10 protein-coding genes are annotated in these 17,576 nt (G+C 67.0%); 3 read left to right on the top strand and 7 right to left on the bottom strand.

Translation table 11 applies throughout. The features are described from left to right. Positions 1–5 precede the first annotated feature (5 nt). The gene (locus tag BST12_RS15635) at positions 6–1,505 is read right to left on the bottom strand and encodes an arylsulfotransferase family protein (RefSeq protein WP_083114038.1); all 1,500 of its coding nucleotides are present in this window, start codon (positions 1,503–1,505) and stop codon (positions 6–8) included. A 37-nt stretch (positions 1,506–1,542) separates the two neighbouring features. Here BST12_RS15635 and BST12_RS15630 point away from each other — a divergent pair, with 37 nt between their 5' ends. The 3 genes from BST12_RS15630 to BST12_RS15620 all read left to right on the top strand — a co-directional run bounded on the left by BST12_RS15630 (position 1,543) and on the right by BST12_RS15620 (position 4,840). Beyond that, positions 1,543–2,427, top strand: a complete 885-nt coding sequence (locus BST12_RS15630) for an SGNH/GDSL hydrolase family protein (RefSeq protein WP_083114037.1) — start codon at positions 1,543–1,545, stop codon at positions 2,425–2,427. A gap of 223 nt (positions 2,428–2,650) precedes the next feature. Then, on the top strand, positions 2,651–3,043 hold the full coding sequence (locus BST12_RS15625; protein ID WP_245850335.1) for a hypothetical protein: 393 nt from the start codon (positions 2,651–2,653) through the stop codon (positions 3,041–3,043). A 24-nt stretch (positions 3,044–3,067) separates the two neighbouring features. Beyond that, a complete protein-coding gene (locus BST12_RS15620; protein ID WP_083114036.1) occupies positions 3,068–4,840 on the top strand; it encodes an acyl-CoA dehydrogenase family protein in 1,773 nt (590 codons plus the stop codon). A gap of 77 nt (positions 4,841–4,917) precedes the next feature. On the opposite strand, the gene BST12_RS15615 is transcribed toward BST12_RS15620, so the two are convergent. From BST12_RS15615 to ag85A, 6 genes are all read right to left on the bottom strand, one after another. After that, positions 4,918–6,492, bottom strand: coding sequence for an acyl-CoA carboxylase subunit beta (locus BST12_RS15615; RefSeq protein ID WP_083114035.1), 1,575 nt, complete (start codon positions 6,490–6,492; stop codon positions 4,918–4,920). Beyond that, a complete protein-coding gene (pks13, locus tag BST12_RS15610; RefSeq protein WP_083114034.1) occupies positions 6,492–11,801 on the bottom strand; it encodes a polyketide synthase Pks13 in 5,310 nt (1,769 codons plus the stop codon). Before pks13 ends, BST12_RS15615 begins: the two co-directional genes overlap by 1 nt. A gap of 22 nt (positions 11,802–11,823) precedes the next feature. After that, the gene (fadD32, locus tag BST12_RS15605; protein ID WP_083114033.1) at positions 11,824–13,713 is read right to left on the bottom strand and encodes a long-chain-fatty-acid--AMP ligase FadD32; all 1,890 of its coding nucleotides are present in this window, start codon (positions 13,711–13,713) and stop codon (positions 11,824–11,826) included. 256 nt (positions 13,714–13,969) lie between these two features. Continuing rightward, a complete protein-coding gene (culp6, locus tag BST12_RS15600; protein ID WP_083114032.1) occupies positions 13,970–14,983 on the bottom strand; it encodes a carboxylesterase Culp6 in 1,014 nt (337 codons plus the stop codon). A 144-nt stretch (positions 14,984–15,127) separates the two neighbouring features. Beyond that, on the bottom strand, positions 15,128–16,027 hold the full coding sequence (locus BST12_RS15595; protein ID WP_083114076.1) for an esterase family protein: 900 nt from the start codon (positions 16,025–16,027) through the stop codon (positions 15,128–15,130). Positions 16,028–16,190: 163 nt separating this feature from the next. Beyond that, positions 16,191–17,219 (bottom strand): diacylglycerol acyltransferase/mycolyltransferase Ag85A, encoded by a 1,029-nt coding sequence (gene ag85A / locus BST12_RS15590; RefSeq protein ID WP_083114031.1) that lies wholly within the window; start codon positions 17,217–17,219, stop codon positions 16,191–16,193. Between the last annotated feature and the right edge of the window lie 357 nt (positions 17,220–17,576).

Genomic DNA, 17,576 nt, shown 5'->3' with positions numbered 1-17,576 from the left:
TGCGCTCAGCGCGGAACGGGCACCGACTGGGCGATGACGCCACCGCCGGCGTCCAGCGCCTGCAGCTGGTAATAGCCGCCATTGCCCGCAGGTTTGCCCGCAGGTTTGCCCGCAGTTTTGCCCGCAGGCACCGGGATCGCCGTGTCGTAACCGGACCAGTCGACGGTGGAAAGTGTTGTCATGGAACGACTTTCGGGCCCGTATAGCAGCCGCCACCGCCGCACCTCGGTGGCGCCGTTCCAGACGGCGTGGGCGGTGTCGTCGGTGAAGTTCAGGGTCGGTGGTTCGACGGGATCACCGGTCCACTCGTTGAGGAAGGCGCGATAGGTGCCGCCGGTAAGGGTGGCGTCGTAAACCATGTCGCCGGCCGGGGTGAATTCGGCTATGTGCCCGGCGGTGCCCCAGCCGGAGAAGGTATTGCCGCCCGGCAGCTGTTGTAGGTTACCCATGGCGCCGGTGCTCAGTTTGTCGGGATGGGTCTGCGTCCGGAGCAGGGTGGCGCGCCGGCCGGCGAAATCGAGGCCGATCCATTTCAGGCTGGTCGGAACCGGGCCGCCGCTCGTTTGCCCGTTGTTGCCTTCGAAGTGATTGTCGAACAAGGTGAGCGTGTTGGCGTCGGGCATCTCGGCGTCGTGCTGGTAGGCGAACTCGACCCCGTCACCCAAGGCGAACGTCGAATGCCGGCCGCCCAGTTGCCAATTGATGACACCGCTGCGCGGATCGACATTGAACACGGTGGACATCGCGCGCATGCTGATCACCAGATTGCCCGCGGGATCCAGCGCGATCGAGTTCATGTGATAGGGATCCAGCGTTTGCCCGGCCGTGTAGGTGGCCGGTGAATCGGTGATCGGCACGTGACTGAGCGCATCCCATTGGAACAGCGGCTTTTTAGCGGCAACGTCCACCACGGAGGCAATGCAGTTGTAGATCTTGCCGTCGCGGGGTCCGCCGATGGCCGTCAGGTCGGTCGTCACCTCCTGATAGGACGTCATGAGTGCGTGCCCTTCGGGAGTGAGCCGGAATTCGTGGATGTCCGACGACAGATCCCCGCCCGGCGTCAGGGTGGCGATCACGTTGTAGTGGGCGTCGGCCAGGTAGCTAACGCCCAGGCCGTGGCCGCCTTTTTTGAGGCCCTGGTACCAGGTGAGCACCGGATTGCCTTGATAGCTTTGGACCCGCAAGTTGCCGGCGGTCTGGCCGGTTGGCAATTGCCGTTGCCAGACGACTTTTCCGGTCCGGTCGGCGATCACCAGCACGGCCGGCCGCGCGGTGGTGCCGGGATCTGCCGCCGTGGTACCGGAGACGAAGAAGAGGTATCCGGGGCCGCCGCCGGGCTTGTCGACGTTGACGGTGTAGCCCAACGTCTGCGCCGTGACTTCGGCCGCATCGGGCGCACCACCCGCAGACTTGCTCGTCCGGGAACCACAAGCGGTCAGGCCGATCGCTACAGCACAAGCGGCCACACCCAGTTGACGTCGCGATATCCCGGATCCACCGACCATCCAGCAAGGTTGTCATACCGACCTGGACACTAGATGGATGGTTTGGACGCGTGCGGCTATCGCATCGCTGGTGGGCGCGGTGGCGCTCGCCTGCGCCGCGCCGGCGTCCGGGCCCGGGCGGGCCGCCCGGCTGAACTACGTTGCGATGGGTGACTCCGTCGCCGCCGCACCCGGCGTACCAGAGCAGGCCCCGCCCCAGGGGTGTCACAAGTCGACCCACAACTATCCGTCGGTGCTGGCCGCACGACTCAAGCCGATCCGGTTTGTCGACGCGACCTGCAGCGGCGCGCACACCCTGGACATCATCAGCCGGCAACAGCAGACCCGCACCGGCTTGGTCGACCGCCAACTCGACGCCGTCGGCCCCGCCACCGATCTCATCACGATCACCATCGGCGCCAACGATGTCGGCTTGGCCTCGGACGCAGAGGCCTGCGAAGTCAGGTCGGCCAACCCCACGCCCTGCACCACCCGATTCGTCGTCGGCGATGTCGACCGCATTGCCGCCCAGATCGCCGCCGAGGCGCCGGTCTGGGCCACGATGATCGACCAGGTCCGGGCCAAAGCGCCACACTCCCGAATCGTGCTGGTCGGTTACGGGACCCTCATCCGGCCCGGGGGCTGTTTTCCCGCGCAGCCGGTGCTCGCGCGCGACTCCGACTACCTGCAGGCCAAGCTCAACGAGCTCGATGAACGCCAACGTCGACTCGCGGCCGCCAAGGGGATCGACTACTTCGACACCCGGCCGATGTCCACCGGCCATGACATGTGCGCACCGCCGGCGCAACGGTACACCGAGGGGTATGCGGTACCGGCGCCCGCAGTTGCCTTGCACCCCACCGCATTTGGCGCCGCCGCCGTCGGCAATGCGCTGGCCGGCTACCTCGGGCTGGGGCCGGCCCGCGCCGCCGCGCGCAGCTGAACCGCGCTGATTTCCCGACCGTCAGGTTTAAGTTCCCGAATTTCGTCAATTACTCAATTCGGTCGGGGCCAACCCAATAGGTAAAAAGATGGTGGGTCAAATGCGCGCTCTGACACGCTTAGGGGTATCCGCGGCGGCAATCACTCTTTCAACTTCCTCGGCGATGTTCGGCGCGAATACCGCCGCGGCTTCGCCCGGTTCAAGCGGCGGCACCATCGTCGCATTGCGTTCGGCGCTGCGGCAGTGCGATTTCAGCCGCACCAATTACGCGCCCGCGGTTCCCCAACCGCCGCTGGGTACCGGTTCGGCCCTCATCCACAAGTCCGGGTCGACCGTGGTCGCGGAGGTGAACATGGTGAACAGCGCCGAGCCGGGCATGCACTTCGACGTCGGGCTGATTCAGGAGCCCCGGCCCGCGTCGAGCGGCTGCGGCCCCGGGTCGCCGGGCACCGCTTTCACGGGGCTTGATATCGACGGATCCGGCCGGGGCAACGCGACCATTCGAGACACCATTCGGCCGGGCACGACGGGCGTCTGGGTGATTATCGAGCGCCCGAATGAGCATTCCCAAGATCCGGCCGAGTTCTACACGTCGGAGTTTGTCGCGCCCGTTTAACCGTATTTGTAATACGGTCGCGGCATGAGCGAATACGACTTTGAGGCCGTCGACCGACTGCCCTTCGCCACCCCGGAGAAGTCGGAGCGCTACCGCACCGAAAACTATTGCGGGGCAACAGGTCTCAATTGGTATAGCACCGATCCCACCCTGCAGTTCACAATGGCCTACTACCTACCGCCCGACGAGCTGGCGGTGCTCGAACCCGAGCTGACCCGCATCGGTGAGCTGATGGGCGGCCCGGTGACCCGCTGGGCCGACGAGACCGACCGCAACCCGCCCCGGCTGGAACGCTACGACCGCTGGGGTCACGACATCAGCCGGGTGGTCATGCCGGAGTCGTTCAGCCAATCCAAGCGTGCGGTGCTGGCTGCCCAGCGGGACCTGCGCGATGCGGCCCGCAGCGCGGGTTACCGCTCCACACTGGCGATGTTCGCCTCCAACTACCTGCTCAACCAGGCCGACATCGGGATGGGCTGCGCACTGGGCACCGGCGGCGGCATGGTCCAGTCGCTGGTGGCCGCCTATGCACCGGCCGACGTGCGCGATCACGTGCTGGCCAAGTTCGACTCCGGAGAGTGGGCCGGCGAGACGGCTCAGCTGCTGACCGAACGCACCGGCGGCTCGGACCTGGCCGCACTGGAGACAACGGCTCGGCGCGCAGGCGACGCTTGGCTGTTGAACGGCTTCAAATGGTTCGCCTCCAACTGCGCCGGCGAGGCCTTCGTCGTAATGGCCAAACCCGAAGGCGCGCCGGACTCAAGCCGCGGCATCGCCAACTTTCTGGTGCTGCGCACCCGCCGCGACGGCTCCCGCAACGGGGTACGCGTCCGGCGCCTCAAGGACAAGCTCGGCACCCGCTCGGTCGCCTCCGGCGAGGTCGAATTCGTCGACGCCGAAGCCTTCCTGCTGTCCGGCGAACCAGGCGCCGATACCGGGCCGTCCGACGGCAAGGGCCTGGGCCGCATGATGGAGCTCACCAACGCCGCGCGGCTGGGTATCGCGCTGTTCGCGCTCGGCAATGCCCGCCGGGCGTTGGTCGAGTCGCTGTGTTACGCCAGGCAGCGGCGGGCCTTCGGCGGGGCGCTGATCGACAAGCCGCTGATGCGCCGCAAGCTGGCCGAGCTGATCGTCGACGTCGAGGCCGCCCAGGCGCTGGTGTTCGACGGCACCGGCGCCACCAACCATCGCCAGCCCAGAAGCATCCGGCAACGCATCGCGGTGCCGGTGACCAAGCTCAAGGTGTGCCGGCTCGGCATCACCGCGGCCTCCGACGCCATCGAGATCCACGGCGGCAACGGCTACATCGAAACCTGGCCGGTGGCACGGCTTTTGCGCGATGCACAGGTCAACACCATCTGGGAGGGCCCGGACAACATTCTGTGCCTGGACGTGCGGCGGGGCATCGCACAGAGCAGCGCCCACGAGCCGCTGCTGGCCCGGCTGCGCGACGCCGTATCGGTGTCCGATGATGACGAGACCACGCGACTGTTGGCTGAGCGCATCGAGGATCTCGACGCAGCGATTACGGCGTGGTCCAAACTCGACCGCGACACCGCCGAGGCGCGGCTGTTCCCGCTGACTCAGTTCATGGGCGACGTCTACGCGGCTGCGTTGCTCACCGAGCAGGCGGCCTGGGAGGGCGCAACCCGCGGCAGTGATCGCAAGGCGCTGGTCGCCCGGCTGTATGCGCAGCGCTATCTCGCCGATCGCGGCCCGCTGCGCGGTATCGACGCCGACTCCGAGGAAGCGCTGCAACGTTTCGACGAGCTGGCCGACGGCGCGCTGCGGCTCTGATCCGACCGTGAACTAGCCGACGCTGAACCGGCGTGTCACGTCGTGGTGTTCACACTCGGCGACACGGGGAACGGCCGCTAGACCGGGATCAACCCGTGCTTGCGCGCCAAGCGCGTCCACATCTGCTTATCCCGCAGCAGATGCATCGACTTGCGCAGCAACAGCCGGGTTTGGTGGGGGTCGACCACCGCATCGATGAACCCGCGCTCGGCGGCGGTCCAGGGGATCGCCATGTTGAGGTTGTAGCCCTCGATGAAGTCCTTCTTGATCTGCTGCGCCTCGGGTGTGGTCGGGTCCGGGAAGCGCTTCATCAGCAACTGCGCGGCCCCCTCGGCGCCGATCACCGCGATGCGGGCGGTGGGCCAGGCGAAGTTGAAGTCGGCGGTCAGCTGCCGGGAGCCCATCACCGCGTACGCCCCGCCGTAGGACTTGCGGATGGTGATCGTCACCTTCGGCACGTCGGCTTCCACCACCGAGTACAGGAAACGGCCGCCGCGCTTGATGATGCCGCGCTTCTCCTCCTCGGCACCCGGCAGGAAGCCGGGCGTGTCCACCACGAACACCAGCGGGATCTGGAACGAGTCACAGAACCTGATGAACCGCGCCGCCTTATCGGAGGCCTCGTTGTCGATGGCACCGGACATGTGCATGGGCTGGTTGGCGATCACGCCCACCGGGTGCCCGTCGACCCGCGCATAGCCGGTGATGATGGCCGGTCCGTGTTGCGCGGCGACGTCCAGGAAGTCGCCGTCGTCGAAAATGCGCAGCAGGATCTCGTGCATGTCGTAGGCGGCATTGTCGGAGTCCGGCACGATCGAGTCGAGCTCGAGGTCGGTCGGGGTGATCTCGGGTTCCAGTCCGGGGTTGACGACGGGCGGCTTGCCGAAGCAGTTGGACGGCAGGAACGACAGGAAGTCGCGGACATATTGGAATGCCTCGGCTTCGGAGTTCACCACCTGGTGGATGTTGCCGTAGCGGGCCTGCGCGTCGGAGCCGCCGAGCTCGTCGAGGGTGACGTCCTCGCCGGTGACCTCCCGGATCACGTCGGGACCGGTGACGAAGAAGTAGCCCTGATCCCGCACCGAGACCAGCAGGTCGTCCTGGATCGGCGAATAGACCGCTCCCCCGGCACATTTGCCGAAGATGAGGGAGATCTGCGGCACCACCCCAGATAGCGCCTCGTGCCGTTGGCCCAGCTCGGCATACCACGCCAGCGAGGTGACCGCGTCCTGGATGCGGGCACCGCCGGAGTCCTGGATACCGACGATCGGGCAGCCGACCATCGCGCACCACTCCATCAGCCGGGCGACCTTGCGGCCGAACATCTCACCGACCGTGCCCTGGAACACCGTCTGGTCGTGCGAGAACACCCCGACCGGGCGGCCGTCGATCAGCGCGTGGCCGGTGACCACGCCGTCGCCGTACAGCGCGTTGGGGTCTCCCGGGGTCTTGCACAACGCCCCGATCTCGAAGAAGGTGCCCGGATCGACCAGCGCGTTCACCCGGGCGCGCGCACTCGGGATGCCCTTCTTCTCACGCTTGGCGGCGGCCTTCTCGCCGCCGGGCTCCTTGGCCAATTCCAGGCGAGCATGCAGCTCGGCCAGCTTCTCGGCGGTGGTATGCACAACTGGCCCCGAAGCTGCCTCGGTCACTACTTGCCTACCTCACTCGTTATGTTGTCCAACGCGCGGCTCATGTGTTCGCCCACCTTGGCGATGATCGGCTCGTCGATGGCCTGAATGTGCTCGCCACCGATCGGCACGACCTCGAGGTCGGAGACGTACTCGCCCCAGCCGCCGTCGGGTTGCCGAACGGCGTACCGCGGCTCGAACATGATCGCGTCGTCATGGTAGCGATCGGCCATGTAGAGGGTGACGTGCCCATCGAACGGCCGGATCTCGGCGGTATCGATCGCGCGGTTGTCCAGGTAGGACGTGCGCTGGTGTTCGATGATCCCGGCCGGGATCTGCACCCCGCTCTGGCTGACGGCGTCCAGCACGAACCGGACCTGGCCCTCGTCGTCGAGCTGCTCGAGATGCTCGTAGGGGATCTCCGGGACGGTGACGTTGAACGTCTTCTCGGCGAACTTGGCGTAGCGATCCCAGCGCTTGCGGATCTCCTCCTTGGTCTGCGGGATCTCCTCACCGGCGCGCACCGCGTCGATCAGACCAACGAACCGCACGTCCTTGCCCAGTTCCTTGAGCCCGATCGCGCAGGCGTAGGCCAGCACCCCGCCCAGCGACCAGCCGACCAGGATGTAGGGCCCGTCGCCCTGCATCTCGACCAGCTTGGGCACATAGGCCGCCGCACGCTCTTCGATCGACCCCTCGACTCGTTCGAAGCCGTACATCGGAGTGTCCGCCGGCAACCGGTTGAGCAGCGGCTCGTACACCACCGTCGAACCGCCGGCCGGATGGAACACGAACACCGGTGTTTTCGAGCTGCCCTCGGGACGCGCCCGCAGCGTGCGCACGAAGCCGTCGATCGTGCCGGCCTCCAGGTAGGTGCGCACCTTGTCGGCCAGCTCCTCGATATTCGACGAGCTCAGCACGTCCTCGGCGGTGATCGGCCCTTCGGCGCGCTCGGAAAGCCGCTCCGCCATCTTGGCGGCCTTGGCTTCGTCCAGCTTGGGCAGTGCGTTGAAGATGCCGCCCGCCGACTTACCGGTGACGATCGCCCAGGTGGCGAAGGTGACCCGCTCCGCGGCGTCACGTGGCGGCACGTCGGAGTTGAGCGCCTTGGCGACCGCTTCGGAGCTGAGCGCGTCTGCCGCCCCCTTCAAATCTGGAGCCAGGTCCGGCTTGGCACCGTTACCCGAGGGGCCCGAGGGATCCGTCGGCGGCGGCGGAATCGAAACGTCGGACGACGGCGGCGCCTGCGTCTCCGGCTCGGCTTGCGCATCCGGCGCCGGCGCGCTCAGCGTGGAAGGCGTTGCGCCGCTGACCAATTCGGCCTGCGCTTTGGCGATCTCCTCGGCCGTCTGCGTCTTCTGGTAGTCGTGCAGCTGCTGGACTTCGTCGCGGTGCTCGATCGCGTACTCGATCAGCTTCTCCACGTTGTAGAGGTTGGCGTCGCGCACGGCCTGCAGCTGAATAGGCGGCAAGTCGAAGTCGTACTCGACGCGGTTCTTGATCCGCACCGCCATCAGCGAGTCCAGGCCCAGCTCGATCAGCGGCACCTCCCACGGCAGGTCCTCGGGCTCATACCCCATGGCCGCCGCGACGATTGTGCCCAGGCGCTCAGCGATGGTCTCACCGGAATCCGGTGACCAGCGGCCCACGTCGGAACCCAGATAGCGGTTGGTCAGGCTGTCGGTAAGGGTTTCGGCTTCGGGCTCTTCGACCGCAGCTTCCGGGGCAACCGACTCGGCCGGAGCCGCTATCGCCGTACCGGCGCCCACCGCCGTCGGCAACACCGACTCCACACCCGCCCGGGCCACCAATGCGTCGTAGACCAGCGTGAAGGACTCGTCGATGCGGGCGTGCACCTGAACCGAGGCGCCGCCGGGATGGCGGGTCAGCGTGGTCACCAACCGGGCGCCCTCGCCGGGCACCGCGCGTTGTTCGGATGCCGTCAGTCGCGCGTCTGGAAGCACTTGCGCCGCAGCCGATTTCACCAGCGCGGCCAAGTCCGCCTCGCCGTCGCGGGGTGCGAACTCCCACACGTGCCGGCCGTCGGGCAGCGCGACGTGGTTGCCGGGCATCACCATCGATGCGTCGCCGGAGAAGTGCGCCGGCAGCCAGTGCTCCTTGCGCTTGAACCGGGTCGGCGGAATGTCCGCGTAGTCCTCGGCCCCAGAGGCGCGGGTGAACAGCGTGCGCATGTCCAGGTCGTGACCGTAGACATACAGCTGCGCCATGGTCGAGACCATCGACTCGACCTCGTCCTGCTTGCGCGCCAGCGTCGGGATCAGCTGGGCGTCATGCAGACCGGCGGACGCGGTGGTCAGACCCACCTGCATCAGCGCCACTGGGTTGGGCGCCAGCTCCAGGAACGTGGTGTGCCCGCTGTCGACGGCATTGCGGATGCCGTGGGTGAAGTAGACGCTGTGGCGCAGGCCCTTCTTCCAGTAGTCGACATCGTGGATCGGGTCGGCGCCGGGCTTGATGTAGCTGCCCTCGTGCACCGTGGAATAGATGCCGGCCGTCGGACTCATCGGCCTGATGCCCTGCAGCTCCGCGGCCAGCTCGCCGAGCAGCGGGTCCATCTGCTGGGTGTGGCTGGCGCCCTTGGTCTGGAACTTGCGGGCGAACTTGCCTTCCGATTCCGCGCGCTCGATGATCGCGTCCACCTGCTCGGGCGGCCCGCCGATCACCGTCTGGGTGGGTGCGGCGTAGACGCACACTTCTAGGTCGGGGAAGTCGGAGAACACCGTCTTGATCTCGTCGGCGGAGTACTCCACCAGCGCCATCAGCCGGATGTATTCGCCGAACAGCATCGCCTCGCCCTCACCCATCAGGTGTGAGCGCGAGCAGATCGTCCGGGTGGCGTCGCGCAGCGACAAACCGCCGGCGAAGTAGGCCGACGCGGCCTCGCCCAGTGACTGCCCGACCACCGCGGCGGGCTTGGCGCCGTGGTGCTTGAGCAGCTCACCCAGCGCGATCTGGATCGCGAAGATGGTGACCTGGGTGGTTTCGATGCCGTAGTCCTGCGAGTCGTCCAGGATCAGCTCGAGCACCGAGTAGCCCAGCTCGTCCTGGACCAGGGCGTCGACCTTCTCGATCCACTCGGCGAAAACGGGATCGCGCAGATACAGGCTCTTGCCCATCTTCCGGTGCTGCGCGCCGAACCCGGCGAGCACCCACACTGGGCCGTTGGTCACCGGCCCGTCGGCGGTGAACACGCCCGGCCGCTGCTTGCCCTCGGCGATCGCACGCAGGCCCTTGACGGCCTCCTCGTGGTCGTGGGCCAGCACCACCGCACGGGAGCGGCCGTGGTTGCGTCGCGACAACGCGCGCCCGATCGACTCCAGCGATGCCGCCTGACCTTCCGGCGACTCCATCCAGTCCGCCAGCTCGGCTGCGGCGGCCTTCTTGCGCGAGGTCAAAAACGCCGACACCGCAACGGGAACCACCGGCTTGGGAAAATCGGGGGCAGCCTCTTGTGCCGCCAGTTCTTCCAGCGCGGCCGCCTTGAGCGCCAGCGCCTCCTCGGTGATGCCCGGCAGCACGTACTCTTCTTCTTCCGACGCCGGCGCGGCCTCGTCGGCGATGATCTCGCCGTACTCGTCGAACCGCAGCGCGTGACCCTGCCCTTCAGCGATGTCCTCGCCGGCCGAGACGACGGGCACCACCGGGGCTTGCACCTCGGGCTCGCGTTCGATCACGTCGCGAGGCAGGACCTCGCGCACCACCACGTGCGCGTTGGCGCCGCCGAAGCCGAAGCTGGACACCCCGGCCAGGGCGTACCCGCCGTAACGGGGCCAGTCGGTCGCGGTGTCGGTGAACTTCAGCCGCATCGCGTCGAAGTCGATGTACGGGCTGGGGCCGGCGAAGTTGATCGACGGCGGCAGCTTGTCGTGCTGCAGCGCCAGCACCACCTTGGCCATGCTGGCCGCGCCGGCCGCCGACTCCAGGTGTCCGACATTGGTTTTCACCGCGCCCAGTAACGCCGGCCGATCGGCGGGACGCCCGCGGCCGACTACCCGGCCCAGCGCCTCGGCCTCGATCGGGTCGCCCAGGATGGTGCCGGTGCCGTGCGCCTCGATGTAGTCGACGGTGCGCGGGTCGATGCCGGCGTCCTTGTAGGCCCGGCGCAGCACGTCGGCCTGCGCGTCCTGGTTGGGTGCGATCAGGCCGTTGGACCGGCCGTCGTGGTTGACCGCGCTGCCGGCGATGACGGCCAGAATCTGGTCGCCGTCGCGGCGGGCGTCGTCGACCCGCTTGAGCACCAGCATGCCGCCGCCCTCGGAACGGGTGTAGCCGTCGGCGTCTGAGGAGAACGACTTGATCCGGCCGTCGGGTGAGAGCACCGCACCGATCTCGTCGAAGCCGATGGTCACCATCGGGGTGATCAGCGCGTTCACCCCGCCGGCGACGACCACGTCGGCTTCCCCGTTGCGCAGCGCCTGCACGCCCTGATGTACCGCCACCAATGAGCTCGAGCATGCGGTGTCGATGGTGACCGACGGCCCGCGGAAGTCGTAGAAGTACGACACCCGGTTGGCGATGATCGAGCTGCTGGTGCCGGTGATGGCATACGGGTGTGCGACGGTCGGGTCGGACACCGCCAGGAAGCTGTAGTCGTTGGTGGAGCTGCCGACGTAGACGCCGACGGCTTCGCCGCGCAGGCTCGATGCCGGGATGCGGGCGTGTTCAAGCGCCTCCCAGGTCAGCTCCAGCGCCATCCGCTGCTGCGGGTCGATGTTGTCGGCTTCGGTCTTGGCCACCGCGAAGAACTCGGAGTCGAAGCCCTTGATGTCCTTCAGGTAGCCGCCGCGGGTGCGTGCGTTGGCGACGCGCTCGGCGATCCGCGGCTCCTCGAGGAATTCCGACCAGCGGCCTTCGGGCAGATCGGTGATCGCGTCGCGGCCTTCCAGCAGCGCCTGCCAGGTCTCCTCGGGACTGTTCATGTCCCCGGGCAGCCGGGTGGACAGTCCCACGATCGCGATGTCGACCCGCTCGGCCGGGCCGGGCCGCGTCCAGTCGGCGGTGTCAGTGCCGTCATCTTCGCGTTCGGGCTCGCCCTCGATGATCCGGGTGGCCAGCGATTCGATGGTCGGATGCTGGAACGCCACGGCCACCGACAGCGTCACACCGGTCATGTCTTCGATGTCGGCGGCCATCGCCACCGCGTCGCGCGAGGCCAGGCCCAATTCCACCATCGGCACCGACTCGTCGATCTCGTCGGGTGATTTTCCGACCGCCCTGCCCACCCATTCGCGCAGCCACCGGCGCATCTCGGGAACGGTCATGTCCGTTTGGCCGGCTTGGGCGTCCTTGGATTCGTCTGCGTCAGTCATGGGTGCCTATTTGTTTCGGGACTCAGGATTCGGTGGCGAAGACCGTCGGGGAGCCGACGCCGCTGCGCAGGCTGCCGTCGAGGTAGGCCGCGCGGCAGGCGCGGCGCCCGATCTTGCCGCTCGAGGTACGGGGAATAGTGCCGGCCGATACCAGCAGCAGATCACGCACGGTCACCCCATGCCCGACTGCGATGGCCGCCCGGATGTCGTCGGCGATGGGCTGGTAGTCCAGCTTGTGCGCACCGGCGGCACGCTCGGCGACGATCACCAACTGCTCGGAGGTGTCCTCGGCGTCGAACTTCAGCCCGGCGTGCGGGTCGTCGAACACCTTCTGGGGCAGCTGGTTGGCTGGAACCGAGAACGCGGCCACGTAGCCCACCCGCAACGCTTTGTTCGACTCCTGCGCGGTGTACTCGAGGTCCTGCGGGTAGTGGTTGCGGCCGTCGATGATGACCAGGTCCTTGATCCGGCCCGCTATATAGAGGTGTCCGTTGAAGTAGGTGCCGTAGTCGCCGGTGCGCACCCACAGTGCGTCATCGGCGGCTCCCTCGGCGTGCGACTCCGGGACCCGCGACTTGAGGATGTTCTTAAAGGTCTCGGTGGTCTCTTCTTCTTTGCCCCAGTAGCCGATGCCGAGGTTCTTGCCGTGCAGCCAGATCTCGCCGATCTGGCCGTCGGGCAGCTCGCTGGCCGTGTCGACGTCGACGATGGCCGCCCACTCGTCGACGCCTATCTTGCCCGCCGATACCTGCGCGACCGCGTTCGGCGCATCGGGGGCGACCTCGACGAAGCGCTGCTTGTTCAGCTCGTCGCGGTCGACGTGGATGACCGTCGGCTTCTCGTCCATCGGCGTGGTCGAAACGAACAGCGTCGCCTCAGCCAAGCCGTAGGACGGCTTGACCGCGGTCTCCGGGAAACCGTACGGCTCGAAGGCCTTGAAGAACTTGCGCATCGAGGCCGGCGACACCGGCTCACTGCCGTTGAGGATCCCCTTGACGTTGCTCAGGTCCAGTTCCGGCTCGTCGTCGCGGGGCAGGCCGCGCATCGCGGCGTGTTCGAACGCGAAGTTCGGCGCGGCCGAGAACGTCCCGCCGGTCTCCCCCGGCTTGCGCGCCAGTTCGCGGATCCAGCGGCCCGGCCGCCGCACGAACGCCGCCGGGGTCATGAAGGTGAAGCTGCCTCCGACCACCGGGGCGCACAGCGCGGTAATCAGGCCCATGTCGTGGAAGAACGGAAGCCAGCTGACCCCCCGGTCGCCTTCCTGTCCTTCCAGGGCATTGAGCACCTGCACCACATTGGTGGGCAGATTTAGGTGAGTGATCTGGACGCCGGACGGCACTCGGGTGGAGCCGGAGGTGTACTGCAGGTAAGCCGTGGTGGTCTCGTCGGCTTCGGGCTGCTCCCAGGTGGAAGCGACCTCGCTGGGCACCGCGTCGACGGCGATGACGCGGGGCCGTTCTTTGGCCGAACGGGCGCGAATGAACTTGCGGACGCCTTCGGCGGAGTCGGTGGTGGTCAGGATGGTCGACGGGGTGCAGTCGTCGAGCACCGCGTGCAGGCGACCGACGTGACCCGGCTCGGCGGGGTCGAACAGCGGCACCGCGATCCGGCCGGAGTACAGCGCGCCGAAGAAGGAGACGAGGTAGTCCAGGTTCTGCGGGCACAGGATGGCGATGCGGTCACCGGGCTGGGTGACCTGCTGCAGACGGGCGCCCACCGCGCGGTTGCGGGCGGAGAACTCCGACCACAAGATGTCGCGTTCGACGCCGTCGCGTTCGGTGGAGTAGTCCAGGAAGCGGTAGGCCAGCTGGTTGCCGCGAACCTTCGCCCACTTTTCGACGTGTCGGACCAGGTTGGTGTTATCCGGGAACCTGATCTTTCCGTTCAAGATGAACGGGTTGTGATACGCCATTCCGACCTCTCCTGTTACGACACTTCGTTGTCGGCACACACGTCGTGCCGGCTAAGCCAAACGTTCGATCTACGCGCGAACCGGCACCGACCGACGCGACCATGCGCTCGTCTGTGTCCGTTCTCGACATGCTTCGACCCGGTCAGATCAACCGCATGCTCTTAAGTTTCTCTTAATGTTAAGGGCCAGTGCGCGGCAGACCAAATCACAAGGTACCGCTGATCGCGCTTTCTAAGGGAGCACTAAAACGGTGGGTCTACCCATGTTTAGGGTGCGGCGCGTTTTCGATCAGCCCGCGGGCCCAGTTCAGCGTCCATACCGTCGCCGGCTGGCCGTCGGAGTTCCAGAAATCCGGTGTCCCATACATCGCATGGATCGGCTGCCCGGCACCACCGGCCAAGGTGTTCAGTGTGGTCGGCAGATTGGCCGGGCTGAACGCCTCTTTCGGTGCGGCGCAGATCAGATCGCCCTCGGCGCAGATCTCTTCCGTCTTGCCGTCCAGCGCACCGAAGCCACCCGGCCGCGGTCCGGTCATGGTCAAGCCGAGCCCGGCCAGCACCGGCACCTCGTGCAGGGTTATCTCGGCACCCTCACCTGGCGGGCTGGGCGGGACGTCCTTGCCCACGTCGATCTGGCGGCGGCCGTCGGCGATCAATGTCACACCGAGCACCAGATCGTCGTCTACGGGTCCGCGTCCATTGCCGATGTCGCTGGCGACATCACCGGCGATCACCGCGCCCTGCGAGAAACCGACGATCACATAGCTGGTCAACGGGCATTTATTGTTCATGTCCGTCATGGCCTGGACCATCGCGCGGGTACCTTCGGCGCGGCTGTCGTTGTAGGACATCTGATTGTCGGCGCTGAGCGGATTGTGGAACTGCGCGGTGTAGGGAACCGTGTACGTCTGCACTCGCGATCCGGGGAACTGCTGGGAAATCGGCCCGGTCACGTTGAGCAGCAATGCCCGTGGAAATTCCACCGGGTTGAGCGGGTTGTCGGTGGGCGACGATTCCCAGGTTCCGGGAACCGAGATCAATTGCACGTCCGGGCACGAGGCGGACTGGAAGGCGGGCCGCGGCTTGTGCGGATGAGAAGTGGTGGGGCCGGGCGTCAAGACGCCGGGCGGCACCGCGCTGGGCGGCGTTTCGTTGCGGCGCAACATCGTCACCACCGCCACGATCACCAGCGCCACGACCAGCGCCATGGAACCGGCAGCCACCCAGGCGAGGATCCGTTGGCGTCGCCTACGCCGGGTGTTCTTGGCCATGGTCTCCTGCTAACAGAGTCGGTGGGGTGCGAGCACGTGGCTACACCGCCCTCTGCTGCTGCACTGCCTACACGGTACCGGCTCTCCGGAACAGGCCGTCCGGTCGCGCAAACCGGGATGGGCGCCTTTCAAACTAGCGCGAGGCTAGCGAATGGCGCCGACGATATCGCCGGACATGGCGCCCAGCTGGGCCGACCAGGAGCCCCAGCCGTTGTCGCCGCCGCCCGGGAAGTCGAAGTGGCCGTTGTGTCCGCCCACGCTGCGATACTGCTGGTAGAACATCCGGCTGTTGCCCATCGCCTCGGCGGCCTGGCCGATCATCGCGGCGGGATTACTGGCACCGGGGTTGGTCGGGCTCCACACCCACACCCGAGTGTTGTTCTGCGCCAGCAACGCGGCGTGCACCCAGGGGTCATGCCACTTCCAACGGCCCAGCTGTGGTGCACCCCACATTCCGTTGCCATCCACACCCCCGAATTGCTGCAGGCCGGCCAGGATCGCGCCGTTGGTGGTGGTGTTCGACGGGTACAGGAACCCCGACAGCGAACCGGCGAAGCCGAACCGGTCGGGGTGGAAGGCGGCCAGTGCCATGGCGGCGTAGCCGCCCTGGGACGCGCCCACGGCGCCGTGGCCGCCGGGCGCCAGGCCCTTGTTCGCGGCCAGCCAGTCGGGCAGCTCGGCGGACAAGAAGGTGTCCCACTGCTTGCTGCCGTCCTGCTCCCAGTTGGTGTACATGCTGTAGGCCCCACCGGCCGGCGCCGCCACCGAGATGCCCTTGCCGGCCAGCGTGTTCATCGCATTGCCCGCGGTCACCCAGTTGCTGACGTCCGGGCCGGCGTCGAAGGCGTCCAGCAGGTAGACCGCGTGCGGGCCGCCGGCCAGGAACGCCACCGGGATGTCGCGGCCCATGGCCGCCGACGGCACCATCAGGGTCTCGTACGGAGCGGCTTTGGCGGGGCTCGCGACGGTAGCGGTCACACCGCCCAAAGCGATTGACAGTACGGCAACGCAGAGCAGCCGTAGCAGCACCGACAGACCCCTCATGTCCACCTCCATGTGACGTGCTCGTGTTGTGTGCGCACAGCGCCCGGCCCGCAAGGTAGCTAACCACACCCCGCGCGATCGGATAAAGGGGAGATAACGGCTAACGGCGGCGACCCGGATGGGTCGCCGCCGCTAGCGGATACTTCTCGACGCCTAGAGGGCTCTAGGTGCCTTGCGTGGTGCCGGTACCGTTACCGCCGGTGTTCGGGGTGGCACCCAACACGTGCTGAAGGTCAGGCTTCATCGCGTTGAGCTGCGCGCCCCAGTACTCCCAGCTGTGCGTACCGCTGTCCGGGAAGTTGAACACGGCGTTGTGGCCGCCGGCGGCGTTGTACGCGTCCTGGAACTTGATGTTGCTGGTCCGCACGAAGCCCTCGAGGAACTTGGCCGGCAGGTTGTTGCCACCCAGGTCCGACGGCTTGCCGTTGCCGCAGTACACCCACAGGCGGGTGTTGTTGGACACCAGCTCGGGGATGTGCAGCGACGGGTCGTTACGCTGCCACGCCGGGTCGCTCGAGGGACCCCACATGTCGGAAGCCTTGAAGCCACCGGCGTCACCCATCGCCAGGCCGATCAGCGAGGGACCCATCGCCTGGGACGGGTCGAGCAGACCCGACATCGCACCTACATAGACGAACTGCGCGGGGTGGTAGATCGCCAGGGTCAGTGCGGACGAAGCGGCCATCGACAGACCGATCGCAGCGCTGCCGGTGGGCTTGACGCTCTTGTTGGCGTTCAGCCACGCGGGCAGCTCGCTGGTGAGGAACGTCTCCCACTTGTAGGTCTGGCAACCGGCCTTGCCGCAGGCGGGCTGGTACCAGTCGGTGTAGAAGCTGGACTGGCCACCGACCGGCATGACGATCGACAGGCCCGACTGGTAGTACCACTCGAACGCCGGGGTGTTGATGTCCCAGCCGTTGAAGTCGTCCTGCGCACGCAGGCCGTCGAGCAGGTAGACCGCGGGCGAGTTGGCCCCGCCGCTCTGGAACTGGATCTTGATGTCGCGGCCCATCGCCGCGGAGGGCACCTGCAGGTACTCCACTGGCAGGCCCGGCCGCGAGAACGCTCCCGCGGTCGCCGAGCCGCCGACGACTCCGATCAGACCCGACAGCAGGGCCGCGCCAACGGCACCCACCATGAGTCGTCGCGGCATAGCCGTTACGGCGCCACGCAACCTGTCAACAAGCTTCATCCTTGCTTCCTCATCCTCAATCGTTGTAGGCGCATCCTTGGGTGTGGGCGCGTCCCGAACTGGGTCAGACTGCAGGCGCAGAACGCCGCAGTGCTCGTGTAGTCAACCACAACTTCGAGCCTCGGCTCTCCTCGACAGCGGCGCGCAAGCCGCGTTCCGGCCGTGATTCGGCGTGATTTTCGGGTGCGAATTCGCGGCTGGAAACGGCGTTTCCGCATGTGCCTGCGGTTCGGTGCGCGCTGGTAATGCCTGAAATGTGATGTTGCTGTCAGTCTGGGCCCGCCCGCGTGCCGAGCGCGGCGCCCAATCGGTTTGCGATTCGGGCGAAAAATTTTTCGCGCGGGGTCACTCGCGGGG

It is taken from the genome of Mycobacterium angelicum (assembly GCF_002086155.1).
GTDB classification, from domain to species: domain Bacteria; phylum Actinomycetota; class Actinomycetes; order Mycobacteriales; family Mycobacteriaceae; genus Mycobacterium; species Mycobacterium angelicum.
This window is presented reverse-complemented; position numbering and strand designations above follow the sequence as displayed.